This window comes from Pararhizobium sp. P1_E7 (genome assembly GCF_056405855.1).
Genome location: NZ_JBFUBH010000004.1, coordinates 161,902 through 180,172, shown reverse-complemented (window position 1 = coordinate 180,172; position 18,271 = coordinate 161,902). Strand labels below are relative to the sequence as shown.

General features: G+C 61.7%; 8 protein-coding genes. 6 read left to right on the top strand and 2 right to left on the bottom strand.

Annotation, left to right across the window (positions count from 1 at the left end; translation table 11 throughout):
* Positions 1–63: 63 nt before the first annotated feature.
* Positions 64–8,565 carry a glycoside hydrolase family 94 protein gene (locus AC1D17_RS06830; protein WP_477564655.1) on the bottom strand — a complete coding sequence of 2,834 codons (8,502 nt, stop codon included), beginning with the start codon at positions 8,563–8,565 and terminating at the stop codon, positions 64–66.
* A gap of 463 nt (positions 8,566–9,028) precedes the next feature.
* Complete coding sequence (locus tag AC1D17_RS06825) at positions 9,029–9,922, bottom strand: LysR family transcriptional regulator (RefSeq protein ID WP_477564654.1); 894 nt, start codon at positions 9,920–9,922, stop codon at positions 9,029–9,031.
* Between the two features lie 115 nt (positions 9,923–10,037).
* On the opposite strand from AC1D17_RS06825, the gene hglS reads away from it, so the two are divergent.
* The 6 genes from hglS (at position 10,038) to AC1D17_RS06795 (ending at position 18,270) form a co-directional block, all read left to right on the top strand.
* The gene (gene hglS, locus AC1D17_RS06820) at positions 10,038–11,438 is read left to right on the top strand and encodes a 2-oxoadipate dioxygenase/decarboxylase HglS (RefSeq protein WP_477564653.1); all 1,401 of its coding nucleotides are present in this window, start codon (positions 10,038–10,040) and stop codon (positions 11,436–11,438) included.
* Positions 11,439–11,448: 10 nt separating this feature from the next.
* Positions 11,449–12,870 carry an FAD-binding oxidoreductase gene (locus tag AC1D17_RS06815; protein WP_477564652.1) on the top strand — a complete coding sequence of 474 codons (1,422 nt, stop codon included), beginning with the start codon at positions 11,449–11,451 and terminating at the stop codon, positions 12,868–12,870.
* A gap of 33 nt (positions 12,871–12,903) precedes the next feature.
* Entirely contained in the window at positions 12,904–14,436 is a 1,533-nt protein-coding gene (amaB, locus tag AC1D17_RS06810) for an L-piperidine-6-carboxylate dehydrogenase (protein ID WP_477564651.1), read from the top strand.
* A 14-nt stretch (positions 14,437–14,450) separates the two neighbouring features.
* Complete coding sequence (locus AC1D17_RS06805; protein ID WP_477564650.1) at positions 14,451–15,683, top strand: pyridoxal phosphate-dependent aminotransferase; 1,233 nt, start codon at positions 14,451–14,453, stop codon at positions 15,681–15,683.
* A 172-nt stretch (positions 15,684–15,855) separates the two neighbouring features.
* Positions 15,856–17,274, top strand: coding sequence for a cytochrome P450 (locus AC1D17_RS06800; RefSeq protein ID WP_477564649.1), 1,419 nt, complete (start codon positions 15,856–15,858; stop codon positions 17,272–17,274).
* Positions 17,275–17,280: 6 nt separating this feature from the next.
* Positions 17,281–18,270 carry a lysophospholipid acyltransferase family protein gene (locus AC1D17_RS06795; RefSeq protein WP_477564648.1) on the top strand — a complete coding sequence of 330 codons (990 nt, stop codon included), beginning with the start codon at positions 17,281–17,283 and terminating at the stop codon, positions 18,268–18,270.
* The last annotated feature ends 1 nt before the right edge of the window (position 18,271 follow it).

Below are 18,271 nucleotides of genomic sequence, written 5' to 3'. Positions count from 1 at the left end.
ACAAAACCGGCTTTGCGCCAGATGGAGCAAAGCCGGTTTCAGGTCTGATTCAATCGCCGGCAGCTACACCAAAACGCCTTCATGCGCGTTTTTTGTGACAGTATTATTGACGTTGACGATGGGCTCGCCGCTTTCCGCATTTTTGGTCACGGAAATTACATGCGGCTTGCCGTCGATCGTCAGCGTCGCCGAAAATCCATCCCAGTCCTTCGGCAGGACGGGCTGGACGATCAGCTTGTCTCCCTGGCGGCGAATGCCGAGAATGCCTTCGACTGCAGCACGATAGAGCCAGGCCGCCGAGCCTGTGTACCAGGTCCAGCCGCCGCGCCCCGTCAGGCCGCCGTCGCCATAGATATCGGCGGCGACCACGTAGGGTTCGACCCGGTAGTGATCGGCGCTTTCGCGGTCCTTCGAATGGTTGACCGGGTTGAGCATCTCGAAAGCGCGCCAGGCGTCTTCGGTACGGTTCTGTGCGGCCAGCGCCAGCACCACCCAGGTTGCCGCATGGGTATATTGCCCGCCATTTTCACGAACGCCGGGCGGATAGGCTTTGATATAGCCCGGGTCCTGCGCAGTCCCCGACAACGGCGGGGTGAACAGGCGGATGATCTGGTGATCGCCGTCAGCCAGTTCGGCGAGAACCGCATCCATGGCCTCAGCCGAGCGGGCAGCATCGCCTTCGCCGGAGAGTACGCTCCACGACTGGGCGATCGAATCGATCCGGCATTCGGTGCTTTCGGCCGATCCCAGCGGTGTCCCGTCGTCATAATAGCCGCGACGATAGTGTCCGCCATCCCAGCCGGCCGTTTCGAGGGCCCTCTTGAGGCTCGCAAGATGCGCTTCCCAGGCGGAAACCCGCTTGGTATCGCCGCGCTCGCGGGCGATGCCGAGGAAGGAACGCAACGTTGCTGCGAGGAACCAACCGAGCCAGACGCTGGTGCCGCGTCCTTCGATGCCGACACGGTTCATGCCGTCGTTCCAGTCGCCGCCGAGGATCAGCGGCAGGCCGTTCTCGCCCTTGCGGGCAATGGCGAGATCAAGTGCCAAGGCGCAATGCTCATAGAGGCTGGCCCGCCGCTCCGACACGGTCGGTTGATAGAAGCTGTCATGCTGGCCGGGCTCCAGAGCAGCACCCTCGATGAAGGCGATCTGCTCGTCGAGAATGTCCTTGGTTCCTGTGACCGAGCAATAATGCTGCACAGCATGGCCGAGCCAGACGACATCGTCGGAAATCAGCGTGCGCACACCGGCGCCGGTATTCGGCAGCCACCAATGGAGCACGTCGCCTTCGACAAACTGCCGTGCGGCAGCGTTGAGGATCTGCGCCCTCGCAAGCTGAGGCCGATGCACGATAAAGGCGAGCGTATCCTGCAACTGGTCGCGGAAGCCGAAGGCGCCGCTGGCCTGATAGAAGGCCGAACGTGCAAGGATCCGGCAACCGAGGCTCTGATAGGGAAGCCAGGCATTGACCATGTTGTTGAACGCCTTGTTTGGCGTTTCGACCTGCAGAACGCCGGTAAAGGCCTGCCAGTAGCTGTTGGAGGCTTCAAGAACCGTTTCGAACGTGCTGTTGCGCGCCTCTGCGAGGTGCTCGAGCGCCTGTCCGGCATTGTCGGAATCGCCGATATAGAACGTCAGCTCGCGGCTCGCGCCCGCCTCAAGCACAACATCGACGACAATTGCCGCGCAGGGATCGCCATCGGCTTCGACGGATCCCGACAGTACACCGCCGTCCAGCACCGCTTGCGGCGCATAGATGCTGCCCGCCTGACCGAGGAACTCGCGGCGGCTGGAGGTAAAGCTGGCGGGTGTTTCGCTGGCCGCGAGGAAAGCGGTGCGGCCGGAATAGTCGATGCTGTACGGATTGGTCGCCAGAACGGCCCCGCTTACCTCATCCTGATGCGACAGGATGAACGGCGCCGTCTTTGCCCGGTTGTTGCCAAGTACCCATTCCGCGTAGCCGTAAACCTTGAGGGTACGGGTCTCGCCGGACCGGTTGTTTAGCCGCAGCCGCAGGTATTTCACCGGCAATGTGCGATGAACGGCCTGGCCGACTTCGATCTCCAACCCGTCCTGGACGCTGCTGAACAGCGAGTAACCCAGGCCGTGCCGCGTCTCGAACTGGACCGATTTGCGGCGGGAAAGAGCGGCATACGGCGACAGGACCGCACCGCTGTTCATGTCGCGGATGAAGATGGCTTCGCCGGGACGGTTGATAACCGGATCGTTGGTCCAGGGCGTCAGCTGATAGTCGCGCGAATTGCGGCCCCAGGTGAAAGCGGCTCCTTCGGCTGCCACATGGAAACCGAAGGTTTCGTTGGAAATCACATTGATCCACGGTTGCGGGGTCGCTTCGCCGCCGCGCAGCCGGGTCACGTACTCGCGGCCGTCGGCGGAGAAGCCGCCATAACCGTTCCAGAAGTCCAGCCCATCGCCGTTGATCTCAACGCTTTTGGCGCCGCTCTCCTCGCCGATGACAGCCAGAAGCGGGGCTGTGGCAACGTCGTCCTTGGGCGACGGCTTCGCCAGCAGATTTTCGGCGCGCGAAATCTGGTCCGAAATCTTGCCGTTGCGGGCATGGAACACGGCGCGGGACGCGGATAGAAGCGCCGACCAGGTCTGGGGCTCCATGATATCGCGGCGAACGGCAAAAATGTGCTGGCGCGGGCCGTCGGACAGGCCGCGCAGACGCAGGTTTTCCGCCATGGCGTCCAGCGTGTGCTGCATGTCCTGTGCGTAGGACGCGGCACGTTCGTTGATGATCACCAGATCGGCTGTGACACCGCGCGAACGTAGGTATTCCTGCGCCCGCAAGGCTTCCCGCGCGATGCCAAGATCGATGTCGTCGTTGATGCGGACGGCAAAGATCGGGAAGTCGCCCGAGATCGACAGTGGCCAAAGCGCCGATTGCGACGCAAGCCCGGCCTGCACCGTGGCGGTATCGGCGCGCAGCTGCATGTCCGGATAGACCAGGTAGCGGCCGAGCATCTGGAAGCTTGCGGCCTCCTGCGAGGTGACGCCGACATGGCGCATCTGCACCTGCGAACGGGTCCAGGCGTGGATGAGTTCGTGGTTGAAGCTGTCAGGATGGCGGTAACGATCGATCGCCCTGTCGATATCCTGACGGTTTGGCGCAGCGATTGTCCAGAAGATGACGCTGACCTTCTTGCCTGCAGGCACGCGCACGACACGGCGCAACGAGACAATCGGATCGAGCGTATAGCCGTCCGAGCCGGAAAGCTTGGCGTCGGTATCGAAGGCTTGCGCCTCGGCGAGCGTCCGGCCGGTGCCGATGAACCGGCGGCGATCCGTTTCTGCCTCGGTATGGCGGGTACTGGCGCCATTGTCGACGATCAGATGTGCTACCATCATGTCGGGTTCGCCAGGGCTGCGCTTGTTGCGCGTGACGCGAATGGCGTCGCCCTTCGGATCGACTTCCGTCTTCAGGAACATCTTGGCAAACAGCGGATGGGCGCTGTCGGTGTCATCCGTGGTCAGCACCGGTTCCGCATAGGAGGTCACCTCGATGAAGCGGTCCTCGGTGCCCGTATTGAGCAGGATCACCCGGCGGCCTTCGGCATCGTGCTCGGAGGCGACGATGCATTCGACTTCGCTGGTGAGGTTGCCGACCGTCTTGATGAATTCGGCCTTGTCGTCGCCGAAGCGGGTTGTGGCCTTTTCACCTTCCGCACGGCGCGGCTCCGCCGTCGCCGACCACCAATCGCCGCTCGTCGTATCCCGCAGGAAGATGAATGTGCCGGAGCGGTCCTCGGCCGGATCGGCTTTCCAGCGAACAACTGTCTGGCCGTTCCAGCGGGAATAACCGGAACCGGTTGCCGTCAGCATGACTGCATAATGACCGTTCGAGAGGAACACCGTCTCGCGGTCCTTGGCGAGCGGATTGACGATAACGCGGACTTCGGGGCGCAGCAGATCTTCCTGTCCCTTGCCGAGCGATTCCGGTTCCTTCTTGGTATTGATGATCGGAATGTCGCGCGGCGCCTTTTCCTGCAAAAGCAGTTCGGCGGCTTCGATGACCGGATCGGCGTGGAACCACTCGCGCAGGCGGCCGTTGAAGACAACGTTGGCAACAGCCGCGATCGACATGCCGTGATGGTGGGCATAATAATTGCGCACGACGGCGCAGGTCTTGCCCTCCGGTACGCGGGTCGGCGTGAAATCGACGGCGTCGTGGAAACCGTAGGCGCCCAGAGCGCCAAGTGCGCGCAGACGCTCCAGGTTGGCGATGGCCGCCTTTGGATCGTACATGCTGGCAAGGATCGAGGCATAGGGCGCGATGACGGCGTTCTGGCCAAGACCGCGCTTCAGGCCCAGCGTCGGAACGCCGAAGTTGGTGTACTGATAGGTCAGTTCGTGGTCGCGGGCATTGAAGGCCGCTTCCGAAATGCCCCACGGCGTGCCGAGGCGGCGGCCGTGGTTCATCTGTTCCTTGACGATCAGGTTGTTGGTCTGGTTGAGAATGCCGCCCTGACGCTCCTGCATGACCAGCGGCGGCATTAGGTATTCGAACATCGAGCCCGACCAGGAAATCAGCGCACCGCGCGCGCCGATCGGCACGATCGGGCGCCCGAGCTTGTACCAGTGCTCGGTCGGCAGGTCGCCCTTGGCGATGGCAAACAGGCTGGTGAGGCGGGCTTCGGATGCCAGAAGGTCGTAGCAAGCTTCGTCAAGTTCATTCGAATTGACGCGGTAGCCGATCGACAGCAGGCGCCGCTCCGGGCGGAACAGGAAGCTGAAATCCATCGTGAAGGCGATATCGCGGGCCCGGTCGCCGATGACGATCAGGCGCTGACGCAACGCTTCGATGGCACCGAGGTCGAAAACGCCGTCGGCAATGTGGGACTCGCAGGTATTGACGAGCATGGTCGCCCATTTCGTCACTTCGCCGCTTTCGGCACTCTTCACCTCGTGATCGAGATTGACCGTGAGCTTGTGAATGTCGCGCGCCAAAACGGCCAGGTTGATCACCCGGATGGAAGCGAATTCATGCTCGCGTTTGACGGCAGCGAGCGCCTGATGGAAGCCGGTGATCCGCTCTTCCATCAGTCGGCGCAGCGGCCGCACGGTCTTGCGGTCGTCCGGCAGCCCGGTCAGAACCTCGGACAGGATGGAGGCGACGTCACCAATACCATCGAGATTGCCCTGGACGTGCGCGGACGGGGCCTCGGCCCAGTCGCGGCACATCGAGGATACGGCAATCAGATGGCCGGCAAGATTGCCGCTGTCGACGGCGGAGACATATTTCGGCTCCATCGTTTCCAGCGTGTCGGTCTTGTACCAGTTGTACAGATGGCCGCGGTATTTCGGCATGCGGTCGATGGTGGAAACCGTTTCTTCCAGGCGCCGGATGGTTTCCTCGAAACCGATCCAGCCGAAATCACGCGCGGACATGACGGACAGGAGATAGACGCCGATATTGGTCGGCGACGTGCGTTCGGCAAGGATCGGGTGCGGAATTTCCTGGAAATTGTCCGGCGGCAGGAAATGCTGCTCGGCGGTGACGAACTGTTCGAAATAGAGCCAGGTCCGCCGCGCGATCTTGCGCAATTCCTCGACGACCTCGTCCGGCACGACCAGCTGATCTTCCGTCTCGGCGGATTGGCTGACAAACCATGCGATGCCCGGCGACAGGGCCCAGAGCATGGCAAATGGAATACCGATGAAAGGAAGGCCGGTATCGGAAATCGCCGCAAGCAAGAGCGAAATCACCGACAGGACCGGGGCGATCCACATCGAACGGTAATAGTCGAGGATGCTGCCACTGGCCGAGCTCTGCACCTGTGCGGCCGTGCGCCATTCCAGCATCAGTTTGCCGCTGGCGAAGGTGCGGTAAACCGAGCGGATGATGGCATCCGCCATCATCGCCGCCGAATGGGCGATGAAAACAATCCGCAGCGCGACCTGCGCATTGGCTGCCTGGATTTCGGAGAGAACGGCATGCAGGTGAGCGCGCGCAACAATATCGTTGCGGCGCGGCATCAGGCCGGAAATCAAGGATAGGGTGGGTGCGACGAACAGGCTGAAGATCAGTACGAACTGCCAGACCAGCGCCTGGGTCGGCTCCATGTAGTACCAGCCCATGACCGAGGCGATCAGCCAGGCAATGGGGATCAGCGAACGGCGCAGGTTGTCGTACATCTTCCAGCGGCCGAGCATGCTGACGCCATTGGACAGATTGAACATGTACGGCAGAAGCTGCCAGTCGCCGCGCGCCCAGCGATGCTGGCGCGACATCTCGACCTCGTAGCGGATCGGGAAATCCTCGACCAGCTCGACATCGCTGACCAGCGCGCAATGCGCCAGCGAACCTTCCAGAAGATCGTGGCTGAGAACCGCGTTCTCCTCGATCTTGCCCTTCAGGGCCGCTTCGAAGGCGTCGACGTGATAGAGGCCCTTGCCGGTAAACGTGCCTTCGCCGGCGATGTCCTGATAGACGTCGGACACGGTGAAGACGTAAGGGTCGATACCGCGGTTGACCGAGAAGATGCGCTGGAACGCCGAGGCATCGCTGCCGGTGGTCAAAGACGGAGTGACGCGCGGCTGCAGGATGCCGTAACCGGCTGTTACTTTCTGGGTAACCGGATCGACGACCGGACGGTTGATCGGGTGGTAGAGCTTGCCGACGAGCTTGGTCACCGCATCGCGCATCAGGCGCGTATCGGAATCGAGCGTCATCACATATTGGACGTTTTCCGGCACGGTGTTGGCGCCGGCCAAGAAGCTGGTATCGCTGTCGCCGCGCAGAAGCAGGTTCAGCTCATGCAGCTTGCCGCGCTTGCGCTCCCAGCCCATCCAGGCGCCTTCTGCTTCGTTGTAGAGGCGGCGGCGGTGCAGCAGGTAGAAGCGGGTGCGGCCGTCATGGGCATAGCGGGCGCTCAGCGTTTCGATCTCGGCCTTGGCATAGTCGAGCACATCAAGATCGGCCGCGGTTTCCTCCTCCTGACTATCGACCCAATCGCTGACAAGCGCGAAGTAGATCTCGCCCTTCGGATTGGCGAGATAATGGACTTCGAGGTTGCGCACCAGTTCATCGACATGATCGCGCTTGGAAATCAGACAGGGGACGACGACGAGTGTACGCGCGTCCTGCGGAATCCCGTCGAGGAATTCGTATCCGACCAGCCGTGACGGTGTGACGGAGAGTGTGACCAGCGTGTTGAACAGGCCGGCCGCCCCTTCCGAAGCGGGAAGGGCAAACAGCAACAGCATGATCAGTTTTGCTCCCGTCGGAATTTCCATCGGGCTGACGAAAATGTAGACGGCGATCATCGCAAGAATGGTCAACAGGATGTTTGGACCGGCGATCGCAAACCAGTCCAGCTTGCGGCCAAGCCGGATGATCGTCTGGAGGATCGACGGCCGATAGCCGATCCTGGCTTCCAGCAAGCGGCGCTGCTTGCCGACGAGAAATCCGCCGACATTCGGCTCATGCAGCACATCGCCCGGGTTGGCGCCGGCACCGGTCTGGTCCTTGACCATATCGAGCGCGATCTGCGTGACTTCGAGCTCGCTATAGCCCGAACGCCGCGCCAGCCGCTCGATGGTGTTGCGGTATTTGTTGCGCGAGCCGAAATCGAGCGATGCATAGTCGGAGGCATCGCGCAGGGCGTCATCAAGCTTGCTGACGCTTTCGAACCACACAGCCCAGTCGTTGTCGTCGATTTCACGCAGGCTGCGGATGATGTTACTCATCGTCGCATTGCCGGAGGACAGCCGGTTTTGCTCGGCGACCAGAGCCTCCTCGACATCGCTGCCGCGCTTTTCCAGCTGTCTTTCCAGCCAGGTAATGACAAAGCCCGATGTCTGCGATCCGTCCCGCAGGCGGTAGAGCAGCTGCGCGACGAACGTGTTGTCGCCACAGAGCGGCTCGGCCTCGGCCAGCACCGACTGGAACCTGTCCGGCGTGCCAAGGCGGACGATCTGGTCGGCGACGTCATTAGCCTTAAGGCGCATGTTGCGAGAGCGATCGACGCGGATCGCGATGCGCCTGAGGTTTTCGATCAGCACGAAACGCAAAATGGACGGCAGCGCCCAGAGTTCGCCGATCTTGAACGTCTCGTTTTCCTGGAAGCCGGCGACCATGGCGGTCAGGCTTTCACGGGAGACCGTGCTGTGAGTGTGGGCGACATACAGCCAGGCAAGGGCCATCGTGCGCGGGATGCTCGTACCGGCAACCGAAATTGTCGGCAGCTGCCGGTAGAATTTGCGCGGAAAGTCGCGCCGCACCTCCTGAATGGACTCCTCGACCAGATAGTGGTTGTCGAGCAGCCATTCGGCAGCAGGAGTAATCGAGGCCCCGGCTTCGACATCGGTTGCCGTTACCTTGTAGACCCGGAAAATCTCGTTTTCGTTCTCACGGTGGCGTGGACGGAACTCGAAGGGAAAGAACCCCGGCAGGGTCGAAACGCCATCGCGGGCAAGGGCTGCCCCGCATTCACGAAGCTCATCGATGGTGAAATAGGTCGCGCGGATCGCATCATTATAGTCGATCGGCTTGATCTCGGCTTCGCGTTGCGGCGTGGAAGGCGTATTTTGAAAGTTCATGGGTACGGGTTCTGGGTCCAGGGGGTGTTGAAGGGTCCGGCCGTCATGCCGGATGGGCTGTAGCCCTGATGTTTGGCTTGGCGCCGCCACGACCCTAAACACTCATCTGTGTTCTGCCATCAGCCGCAAGGTCTCGCGCGGGCGAGAAACCGTTGACTTTGGCGCGGCCCGGAAGGGCTTTAAGGTCGTGAAGGCGGCGGTCGCTTCGCTGTCAGGGATGCGTGATGCAAGAACTGGGCATTTTTTAGCCGTAGTGCCAATGTGTTGCAAGCAGCGGGGCCTATTCTGCGGACGAATTCCATGTCGCAACACTAAAGAACGGCCGTTGTCGCGGCCATCCTTCCCGGCAAATGACGTCAAACCCCTGACGGTTGTCTTTTCGGCACTGCTCATCCAGGCGGCAACGCGCTGAGCGCCGGAAGGTTCCACCTTGTTATATTTCGCGGCAGCGAAGATCTGGCATTCACCCGACCTGCTTGACGATCCAGGCCCGGAACGCCTCGCTAACCGGATTTTCCAGCTTGCCCTCCGGCACCACCAGATAATAGCTGTTTTCCGTCTGCATCGGCCGGTCGAAGACGACACGCAACCGGTCGGCCGCAAGCTCCTGCTCGATCAGGTATCGCGGCACGAGCGCAAAGCCGAGGCCCGCGACCGCACCCTCGATCACCATGGAAAACTGGTCGAACCGATTGCCGCGATAGGCGGACTTCATCTCGCCGCCATTGTTCTCGAACCATTGCGCCCACATCTTCGGCCGCGTGGCCAGATGCAGCAACGGCTTGTGTTCCAGTTCGCCTGGCTCCTTCATCGGATTGAGGGCAAGAAGTGCCGGGCTTGCCACCGGCACGATGATCTCGCTGCACAGGTAGCTGCAGGTGGCATGCGCCCAGACCGGCTGGCCGTAGTGGATGGCGAGATCGAAATTCTGCTCCTCGAAATCGAAGGGCTGCGACCGCGAGGCGATGTTGATCACCGTGCCCGGGTGCTGATTGAGAAAGTCCGGCAGCCGTGGCGTCAGCCAACGGCTGCCAAAGGTCGGTAGCGACGCAACGGAGAGTGTCGATTCCGAGCGTGCCGAGGCCATGGCGCGGACCATCAATTCCTCCGACTGGGTCAGCAGCCTGCGAACCTCGGGCAGGAATTTCTGTCCCGCATCGGAAAGAATGACCCGCTGACGGACGCGCTCGAACAGCAACACGCCGATCTGGCTTTCGAGATCCTTGATCTGGCGGCTGACCGCGCTCTGGGTCAGGTTCAGTTCGGCGGCGGCCTGCGTGAAACTGCCGTGACGCGCGGCGCATTCGAATGCCTGCAGCGTGGTGACGTCAGGGACCAGTCTTCTGCTCAACTTCATTCCAGCCTCGCATGATCATAGTCATAACTGTCGCAATCAATGCCCGTTCGCCCCATATATCATACGAAATGAGAATGATCACCGTTATCCCTTCCATACTGCGAGGCGCGCTGCCGTGAAAGAGAATAGTTTCGTTTCCACCGACCTTATCCGCTCGGCCTTTTCCGCGGCGATGTCGACCATGTACCGCACGGAAGTGCCAGCCTATGGCACGCTGATGGAATTGGTCGGCAAGGTGAACGCCGAAACGCTCGCCGCCGATCCGGAATTGCAGGCCCGTCTTGAAGACACGGATTCGCTGGAGCGCATCTCCGAGGAACGTCATGGTGCGATCCGGCTCGGCACGCCTGCCGAACTGTCGATGATGCGCCGCGTCTTTGCCGTCATGGGCATGCTGCCCGTCGGTTACTACGATCTGTCGACTGCCGGCGTTCCGGTTCATTCGACGGCTTTTCGTCCGGTCGGCGATGCGGCCTTGAAGAAAAACCCCTTTCGCGTCTTCACCTCGCTGCTGCGGCTCGATCTGATTGCAGACGAAGCTTTGCGCGATGAAGCCGAACAAATCCTGTCAAAGCGGCAGATCTTTACCGGCGGCGCCATCGCGCTGACGGAGAAGGCGGAAAAGCAGGGTGGTCTGGACAAGGCCGATGCCGAGCGCTTCGTCGCCGAGGTGCTGGAAACCTTCCGCTGGCACGACAAGGCCAATGTCAGCCCCGAAATGTACCACCGGCTGCACGATGCCCACCGGCTGATCGCCGATGTCGTCTCGTTCAAGGGCCCGCACATCAACCACCTGACGCCGCGCACGCTCGATATCGATGCCGTCCAGGCCCGCATGCCCGATTACAAGATCGCCCCGAAGGCGACGATCGAAGGTCCTCCAACCCGCAAGTGTGCCATCCTTCTGCGTCAGACATCGTTCAAGGCCTTGGAGGAACCGGTGTCCTTCCAGGCTGCGGACGRCAGCTGGCATGAAGGCTCGCACACCGCCCGCTTCGGCGAGATCGAGCAACGCGGCGTTGCGCTGACCCCGAAGGGGCGCGCCCTCTACGACGAGCTGCTCAACGCTTCCCGCAAGGTCGTTCGCCCGGCGGCTGACGGTTCGAATGCGGCAGAGTATGAAAAAGCACTTTTCGACGCCTTCATCCCGTTCCCGGATAGCTGGGCCGGCATCCGCGCCGAAGGTCTCGGCTATTTCGCTTATTCGCTGACCGCCAAGGGCCGCAAGACCAAGGCCGATGTTTCGAAGGGCCTTGAAAGCCTGATTGCCGACGGTCTCGTGCAGTTCGACCCGATCGTCTACGAAGACTTCCTGCCCGTCAGCGCCGCCGGCATCTTCCAGTCCAATCTCGGCGACGATGCCGCCCAGGAATTCGTCGCGAGCCCAAATCAGCAGCGCTTCGAGCAGGATCTCGGCGCCAAGGTGCTGAACGAGTTCGAACATTATGCCGGCATCGAACAGGCGTCGATCGCCGATGTCAGGCAGATGCTTTCGCTCGCGCAGGCAGCGGAGTAAAGCTGAAGCGATGATCGATCAGAACCACGCCGCAGCACTGACCGCACTTCTCGGTGACAAGGGCATTGTCACCGGAGGCAGCGATGTGGCGTCTTACCAGACCGGCGCACGCTACGATGAGGGCTGCGCCGCAATCGTCCTGCGCCCGCAAACCACGAAAGAGGTTTCCGCGGCCGTTTCCTATTGCGTCAGGAACGGCATCGCTCTCATTCCGCAATCCGGCAATACCGGTCTTGTTTCCGGCTCCACGCCGGATTCGACCGGAGCCCAGGCGGTGCTGAGCCTCGACCGGATGACCAAGCGCTTCGATCTCGATCTCGACAATCGCTCGCTGCGCGCCGATGCCGGTTTCCGGCTGTCCGATGTCAACCAGAAGCTCGAAAAACACGGCCTGTTCTTCCCGATCGACCTTGGCGCCGATCCGTGTCTCGGCGGCATGCTGGCCACCAACACCGGCGGATCGCGTTTTCTGAAATATGGCGACGTGCGCCGCAACACGCTCGGCATCAAGGTGGTGCTGGCCGACGAGGAAGGCACGATCCTCGACCTGACCTCGGACCTGCGCAAGAACAATACCGGCATCGACTGGAAGCAGGTTTTCATCGGCACTTCCGGCGCCTTCGGCATTATCACCGAATGCGTCGTGAACCTCGAGCCGCTGCCGAAGCAGGTGGCGACCGCCTATCTGGTGCCGGTAAGCGGCGCCCACGTCATGCCGCTGCTGCGGGCCATGGAAGACAGGCTCGGCGCCTATCTCTCGGCTTTCGAGGGCATCTCGAAAAACTCCATCACAGCAGCACTCGATCATGTGCCCTCGCTGAAAAACCCCTTTCAGGGCGGCAATGTGCCCGACTATGTGATCCTTGCGGAAATTTCCCGTACCTGGGAGCCGCGCGAGGGCGAGCAGTCGCTCGATGCGGTGCTGGAGGCGGTGCTCGCCGAGATCTGGGAAAGCGCCGCTGCGCCGCTCGCCGACGCCTTCGTCGGTCCGGCCCACGAAATGTGGTCGCTGCGGCATGCACTTTCGGAGGGCGTCAAGCATTCCGGAAAATTGATCGCCTTCGATCTTTCGTTCCGCAGAGGTGATATCATGGCCTTCTGCGACCGCATGAAGGCCGATATGCCGCAAGCCTTTCCGGAGGTAACGATCTGCGATTTCGGCCATATCGGCGATGGCGGCGTGCATTTCAATCTGGTGGTGCCGAAGGACAGCGCTTCGGCATCGGATGCGGATTTCGAGCGGCGGCTGCGCGATTGGGTGTTTGCCATCGCCGTTCAGGACTTCCATGGCAGCTTCAGTGCCGAACATGCCATCGGCCGGAAAAACCAAGCCTATTACGACCTCTATACGCAACAGAAGATCAAGGACATGGCCCAAGGCCTCAAAGTCATCACCTCGCCGGGAGATCTCGGTGCGGTGCGCTTTGGATAGTCCTTCGACCAAGAAAACGGGAGTTAGCTCATCATGAACATTGCAACGAAGACGGTAAACGTCGTTCAGGAAACGGCCACCCTTCTGGAGAAGCTTGGCGTCTCCAAGAACCTTTACACAGGCGGCGACATGGCCTCCTTTTCGCCGGTAACGGGCGAACAGACCGCCAGCCTGAAAACGGTTTCGGCCGCTGAAGCCGCAGCCAAGATCGAAAAGGCCGATGCAGCGTTTCGCGCCTGGCGTCTGGTGCCGGCGCCCAAGCGCGGCGAACTGATCCGCCTGCTGGGTGAAGAACTGCGCGCCAGCAAGGCCGATCTTGGCCGTCTGGTCTCGATCGAGGCCGGCAAGATCACCTCGGAAGGTCTGGGCGAAGTCCAGGAAATGATCGACATCTGCGATTTCGCCGTCGGTCTCTCCCGCCAGCTCTACGGCCTGACCATCGCCACTGAACGCCCCGGCCACCGCATGATGGAGACCTGGCATCCGCTCGGCGTCATCGGCGTCATCTCCGCCTTCAACTTCCCGGTCGCCGTCTGGGCCTGGAACGCGGCACTCGCTATCGTCTGCGGCAATGCCGTCGTCTGGAAGCCGTCGGAAAAGACCCCGCTGACCGCGCTTGCATCGCAGGCTATTCTTGATCGCGCCATTGCCCGCTTCGGCGATGCACCTGATGGACTGACGCAGGTCCTGATCGGCGACCGCACCATCGGCGAAGTCATGGTCGATCACCCGAAGGTTCCGCTGGTTTCGGCCACAGGTTCGACCCGCATGGGCCGCGATGTCGGCCCGCGCCTTGCCAAGCGCTTTGCCCGCGCCATCCTCGAACTCGGCGGCAACAATGGCGGCATCGTCTGCCCGTCGGCCGATCTCGACATGGCTCTGCGCGCCATCGCCTTCGGTGCCATGGGCACGGCCGGCCAGCGTTGCACGACGCTGCGCCGCCTGTTCGTCCATGAAAGCGTCTACGACCAGCTGGTTCCGCGCCTGAAGAAGGCCTATTCGAGCGTTTCGGTCGGCAACCCGCTGGAATCGACCGCCCTCGTCGGTCCGCTGGTCGACAAGCCGGCCTTCGACAACATGCAGAAGGCGCTGTCCGAAGCCAAGGCCCATGGCGGCTCGATCACCGGCGGCGAACGCGTCGATCTCGGCCATGCCAACAGCTACTACGTGAAGCCGGCTCTCGTCGAAATGCCGAAGCAGGCCGGCCCGGTCACCGAGGAAACCTTTGCGCCGATCCTCTACGTGATGAAATACAGCGACTTCGACGCCGCCGTTGCCGATCACAACGCAGTGGGTGCCGGCCTCTCCTCGTCGATCTTCACGCTCGACCTGCAGGAAGCCGAGCGGTTCCTGTCGCCTGACGGCTCCGACTGCGGCATCGCCAATGTCAACATCGGCACGTCCGGTGCTGAAATCGGCGGCGCGTTCGGCGGCGAAAAGGAAACCGGTGGCGGCCGCGAGTCCGGCTCGGACGCATGGCGCGCCTACATGCGCCGTGCCACCAACACCATCAACTATTCGAAGGCCCTGCCGCTGGCACAGGGCGTCTCCTTTGACATCGAATAATTGAAGGACCGGTCATGACCATCAACACCAAGGTTGAAGAGGCGGGCTTTGCGCCCGCCTCGCGGATTTCCACGATCGGCGTTTCGCAGATCCTGAAGATCGGCGCCCGGGCTCAAGCCATGAAGCGCGACGGCAAGCCGGTAATCATTCTGGGCGCCGGCGAACCGGACTTCGATACGCCCGATCACGTCAAGCAGGCAGCCTGCGAGGCCATTGAGAGCGGCAAGACCAAATATACCGCGCTCGACGGTACGCCTGAACTAAAGCAGGCGATCCGGGACAAGTTCGCCAGAGAAAACGGCGTTTCCTACGCGCTTGACGAGATCACGGTGGCAACCGGCGCCAAGCAGATTCTCTTCAACGCCATGATGGCGACGCTGAACCCCGGCGATGAAGTGATCATCCCGACGCCGTACTGGACGTCCTACTCTGACATCGTCGAGATCGCCGAGGGCAAGCCTGTCTTGATCGCCTGCGACGCAGAGGCGGGATTCCGGCTGAAGGCTGCACAGCTCGAAGCGGCAATCACGCCGAAGACCCGCTGGGTGATGCTGAATTCGCCTTCGAACCCGTCAGGCGCCGCCTATAGCGCGCAAGATTACCGCCCGCTGCTCGATGTGCTGTTGAAGCATCCGCATGTCTGGCTGCTGGTCGATGACATGTACGAGCACATTGTCTATGACGGCTTCAAGTTCGTCACGCCGGCAGCCCTTGAACCGGCGCTGAAAAACCGGACGCTGACCGTCAACGGCGTCTCCAAGGCCTATGCGATGACCGGCTGGCGTATCGGCTATGCCGGCGGCCCGCGCGATCTGATCAAGGCGATGGCCGTGGTGCAGAGCCAGGCGACGTCCTGCCCCTCCTCGATCAGCCAGGCTGCCTCGGTGGCCGCGCTGAACGGGCCGCAGGATTTCCTGAAAGAACGCACCGCCAGCTTCCAGCGCCGCCGCGATCTGGTTGTCACGGCGCTCAACGCCATCGAAGGTCTCGATTGCCGCACACCCGAGGGCGCTTTTTACACCTTTTCCGGATGTGCGGGCATGCTTGGGAAGACCACGCCCGGCGGCAAGCGGATCGAGACGGATGCGGACTTCTGCGCCTATCTGCTCGACGATGCCCACGTCGCCGTCGTGCCGGGCTCCGCCTTTGGCCTGTCGCCGTTCTTCCGCATCTCCTACGCAACCTCGGAAGCGGAACTGCGCGAAGCGCTGGAACGGATCACCAAAGCCTGCGCGGCTCTTGGTTAGAACCGTCTCGTCCGCCGTCACGCTCACCAAGGACGATCAGCCCTGCCGTTTCCAACGGCGGGGTTTTCTTTGTCGAAAGAATTTTGCGCCACCCAAAATTGCTGCTATCCGGTAGTTGCGACCATCAGGACTCACAGTGCCGTCACCGGACACAGACAGGGGCATCCGGAGCATGTTCTCCAGTTTTCGGCAATCGACGGATATCATTGAAAAGCTCCGGAAGAATTCGTTCGAGCCCGCCCATGCCGACTATTACCGCGGCAAGCCCGGCCGCCCGCTCAATCTCATTCTCAAGGCCCGGCATGACTTTCTCTCGGTCTGGCGCAAGGGCGACTATACCGATCGCGTAACCGCGATGAAGGTCTTTGGGCGCCAGGTCGTCGTGGTCAATTCGCCGGATGCAATCCGCTATGTCGTTGCCAAGCGTCATGAGAATTTCGAGCGCAAGACGCCGCAGATGCGGCGTGCGCTGGAATTCCTTTTGGGCGACGGGCTGTTCATCTCCGATGGCGAGACCTGGAAGCAGCGCCGCCCGCTGGTCAACGATATCGTCCACAAGAACCGCGTGCCGGCTTTCGGCAAGATCATGGAAAACACGACAAGCGAACTGGTGCATCGCTGGGAATCCCTTCCCGACGGCGCGCCTGTCAACGCGCTGTTCGAAATGGCCGGCCTGACGGCGGAAATCATTTCCCGGGCCGTGTTTGGCAACGACCTCGGCGAAGACGGAGCAAAGGCGGTCAGCGAGGGGTTCGAGAGCTATCAGTCGCTGATCGATTCCGTCAATATCGGCTACTTCCTTGGCTTCGACGAGGGGCTGCCCGTGTTGCGGACGCCCAAACTGCGCCGGTCCGTCTCCCGCATCCACCAGATCATCGACAAGGTTGTCGAGGACCATCTGGCCGGGCGCGGCGACGACAATTCGATGGTGGAGTTGTTGGTCCGGCGGCAGAAGCGCAATCCGGAACTGAAGCTCGACGTGGTGGCGCTGCGCAACGAAGCGGCCACGATTTTCATGGCCGGCCACGAGACGACGGCGGCGACATTGACCTGGGCCTGGTACCTGCTGTCGCGGGCGCAATGGGTCGAAAAATCCCTGCATGAGGAAATCGCCCGCGTTTGCGGCAACCGCGTACCGACACTCGACGACATTCCGCAACTGGACTGGTGCCGCGCCGTCATCGAGGAGACGCTCAGGCTCTATCCGCCGGTGCCGATCCTTGCCCGCCAGGCGAAGGAGGCCGACCGGATCGGCGATATCGACGTCAAGCCGGCTTCGCTGGTCCTGATCGTGCCCTGGCTGCTGCACCGGACCGAAGCCTTCTTCAAGCATGCTCATCTGTTCAAGCCGGAACGCTTCATGAATGGCGGCAAGGCCATACCCTATAGCTACATTCCCTTCGCCAGCGGCCCGCGCGTCTGCCCCGGCCTGCAATTCGGTCTCCAGGAGGCGATCCTGTGCCTGGCGATCCTTGCCCAGCGGTTCACGGTGCGGGTAGCCGAAAATGCCAAGGTCGAGCCGCAATGCCGCCTGACGTTGCGGCCGCGTGGCGGCCTGCCGGTGACGCTGCATCGGCGCGAAAAGGTTTAACGCCTCATGGCCAAACCGGCAAACAACGCCAAAAGCGGACCCGCAAAACGGTCCGCCTGGGTTTACCGCGCTCCCGCCGCGCCACCATTGAGCGACCTGTTTAAAGGCGGCGACAGGCGCAAAGCGGCCTTTCGCTATCACGTGACCGGCAATCTCAAGAATCTTCTCGACCTGGCCGTACACTTCGGATTGAAAGCCGTTCCGGCAAGCATTTGCTCGGCGGCAGGCGCAAGGCTTGGCACCTTCGTCATCCCGCGGTGGCACACGTCGTCCGTCAAGAAAACGCAAAAGAACCTGAAACGGCTTCTGCCGGACGCGACCGAAGAGGAACGCGACCAGGTTCTCAAGCGGAGCTGGCAAAACCAGGGCCGCATCATGACGGAGTTTTCGATCATCGGGCGCCTGTGGCGCCGCGCGACCTGGCACGATCTGCATCACTTTACCGAAGCCTATGCAAAGGGGCCGGTGATCGTCGTTTGCATGCATCTCGGAAACTGGGAGATATTCGCACCCAAACTGGTGGAGCTCGGGCTCTCCCCGTCCGCCAACTACACGCCGCCCGCCGGCAGGGCGCGCGCATGGATCGCCAGACGGGTGCGGTTGAAGCTCGGATACGGATTGCTGCCACCCGGCAAGGACGGCATACGGCCAGCGCTGAACATCCTGAAAGACGGTGGCGCGATCTCGGTCTTCTGCGACGAAGGCTTCGCCGGAAAAATCCGCGGCCCCTTCTTCGGCAGGCCGCCACATCTCGAAGGCAATCTCGCCGTTGTCGCCCGGCTTGCCCGTTTAACGGGGGCGACGATCTGCCCGTGTTATGCAGTGCGGCGCAGCGGCACGTCGTTTGAAGGTTTTGCGCTCGAACCGGTCATCCTGCCGCCGGAGAACAAACCCGGCGAGCGCCTGATCGATGACGTTTTACGCCTCAACTCGGTCATCGAGCCGGTCATCCGCGCCCATCTCGACCAATGGTATTTTCTCGACAACGCGCTTTGAC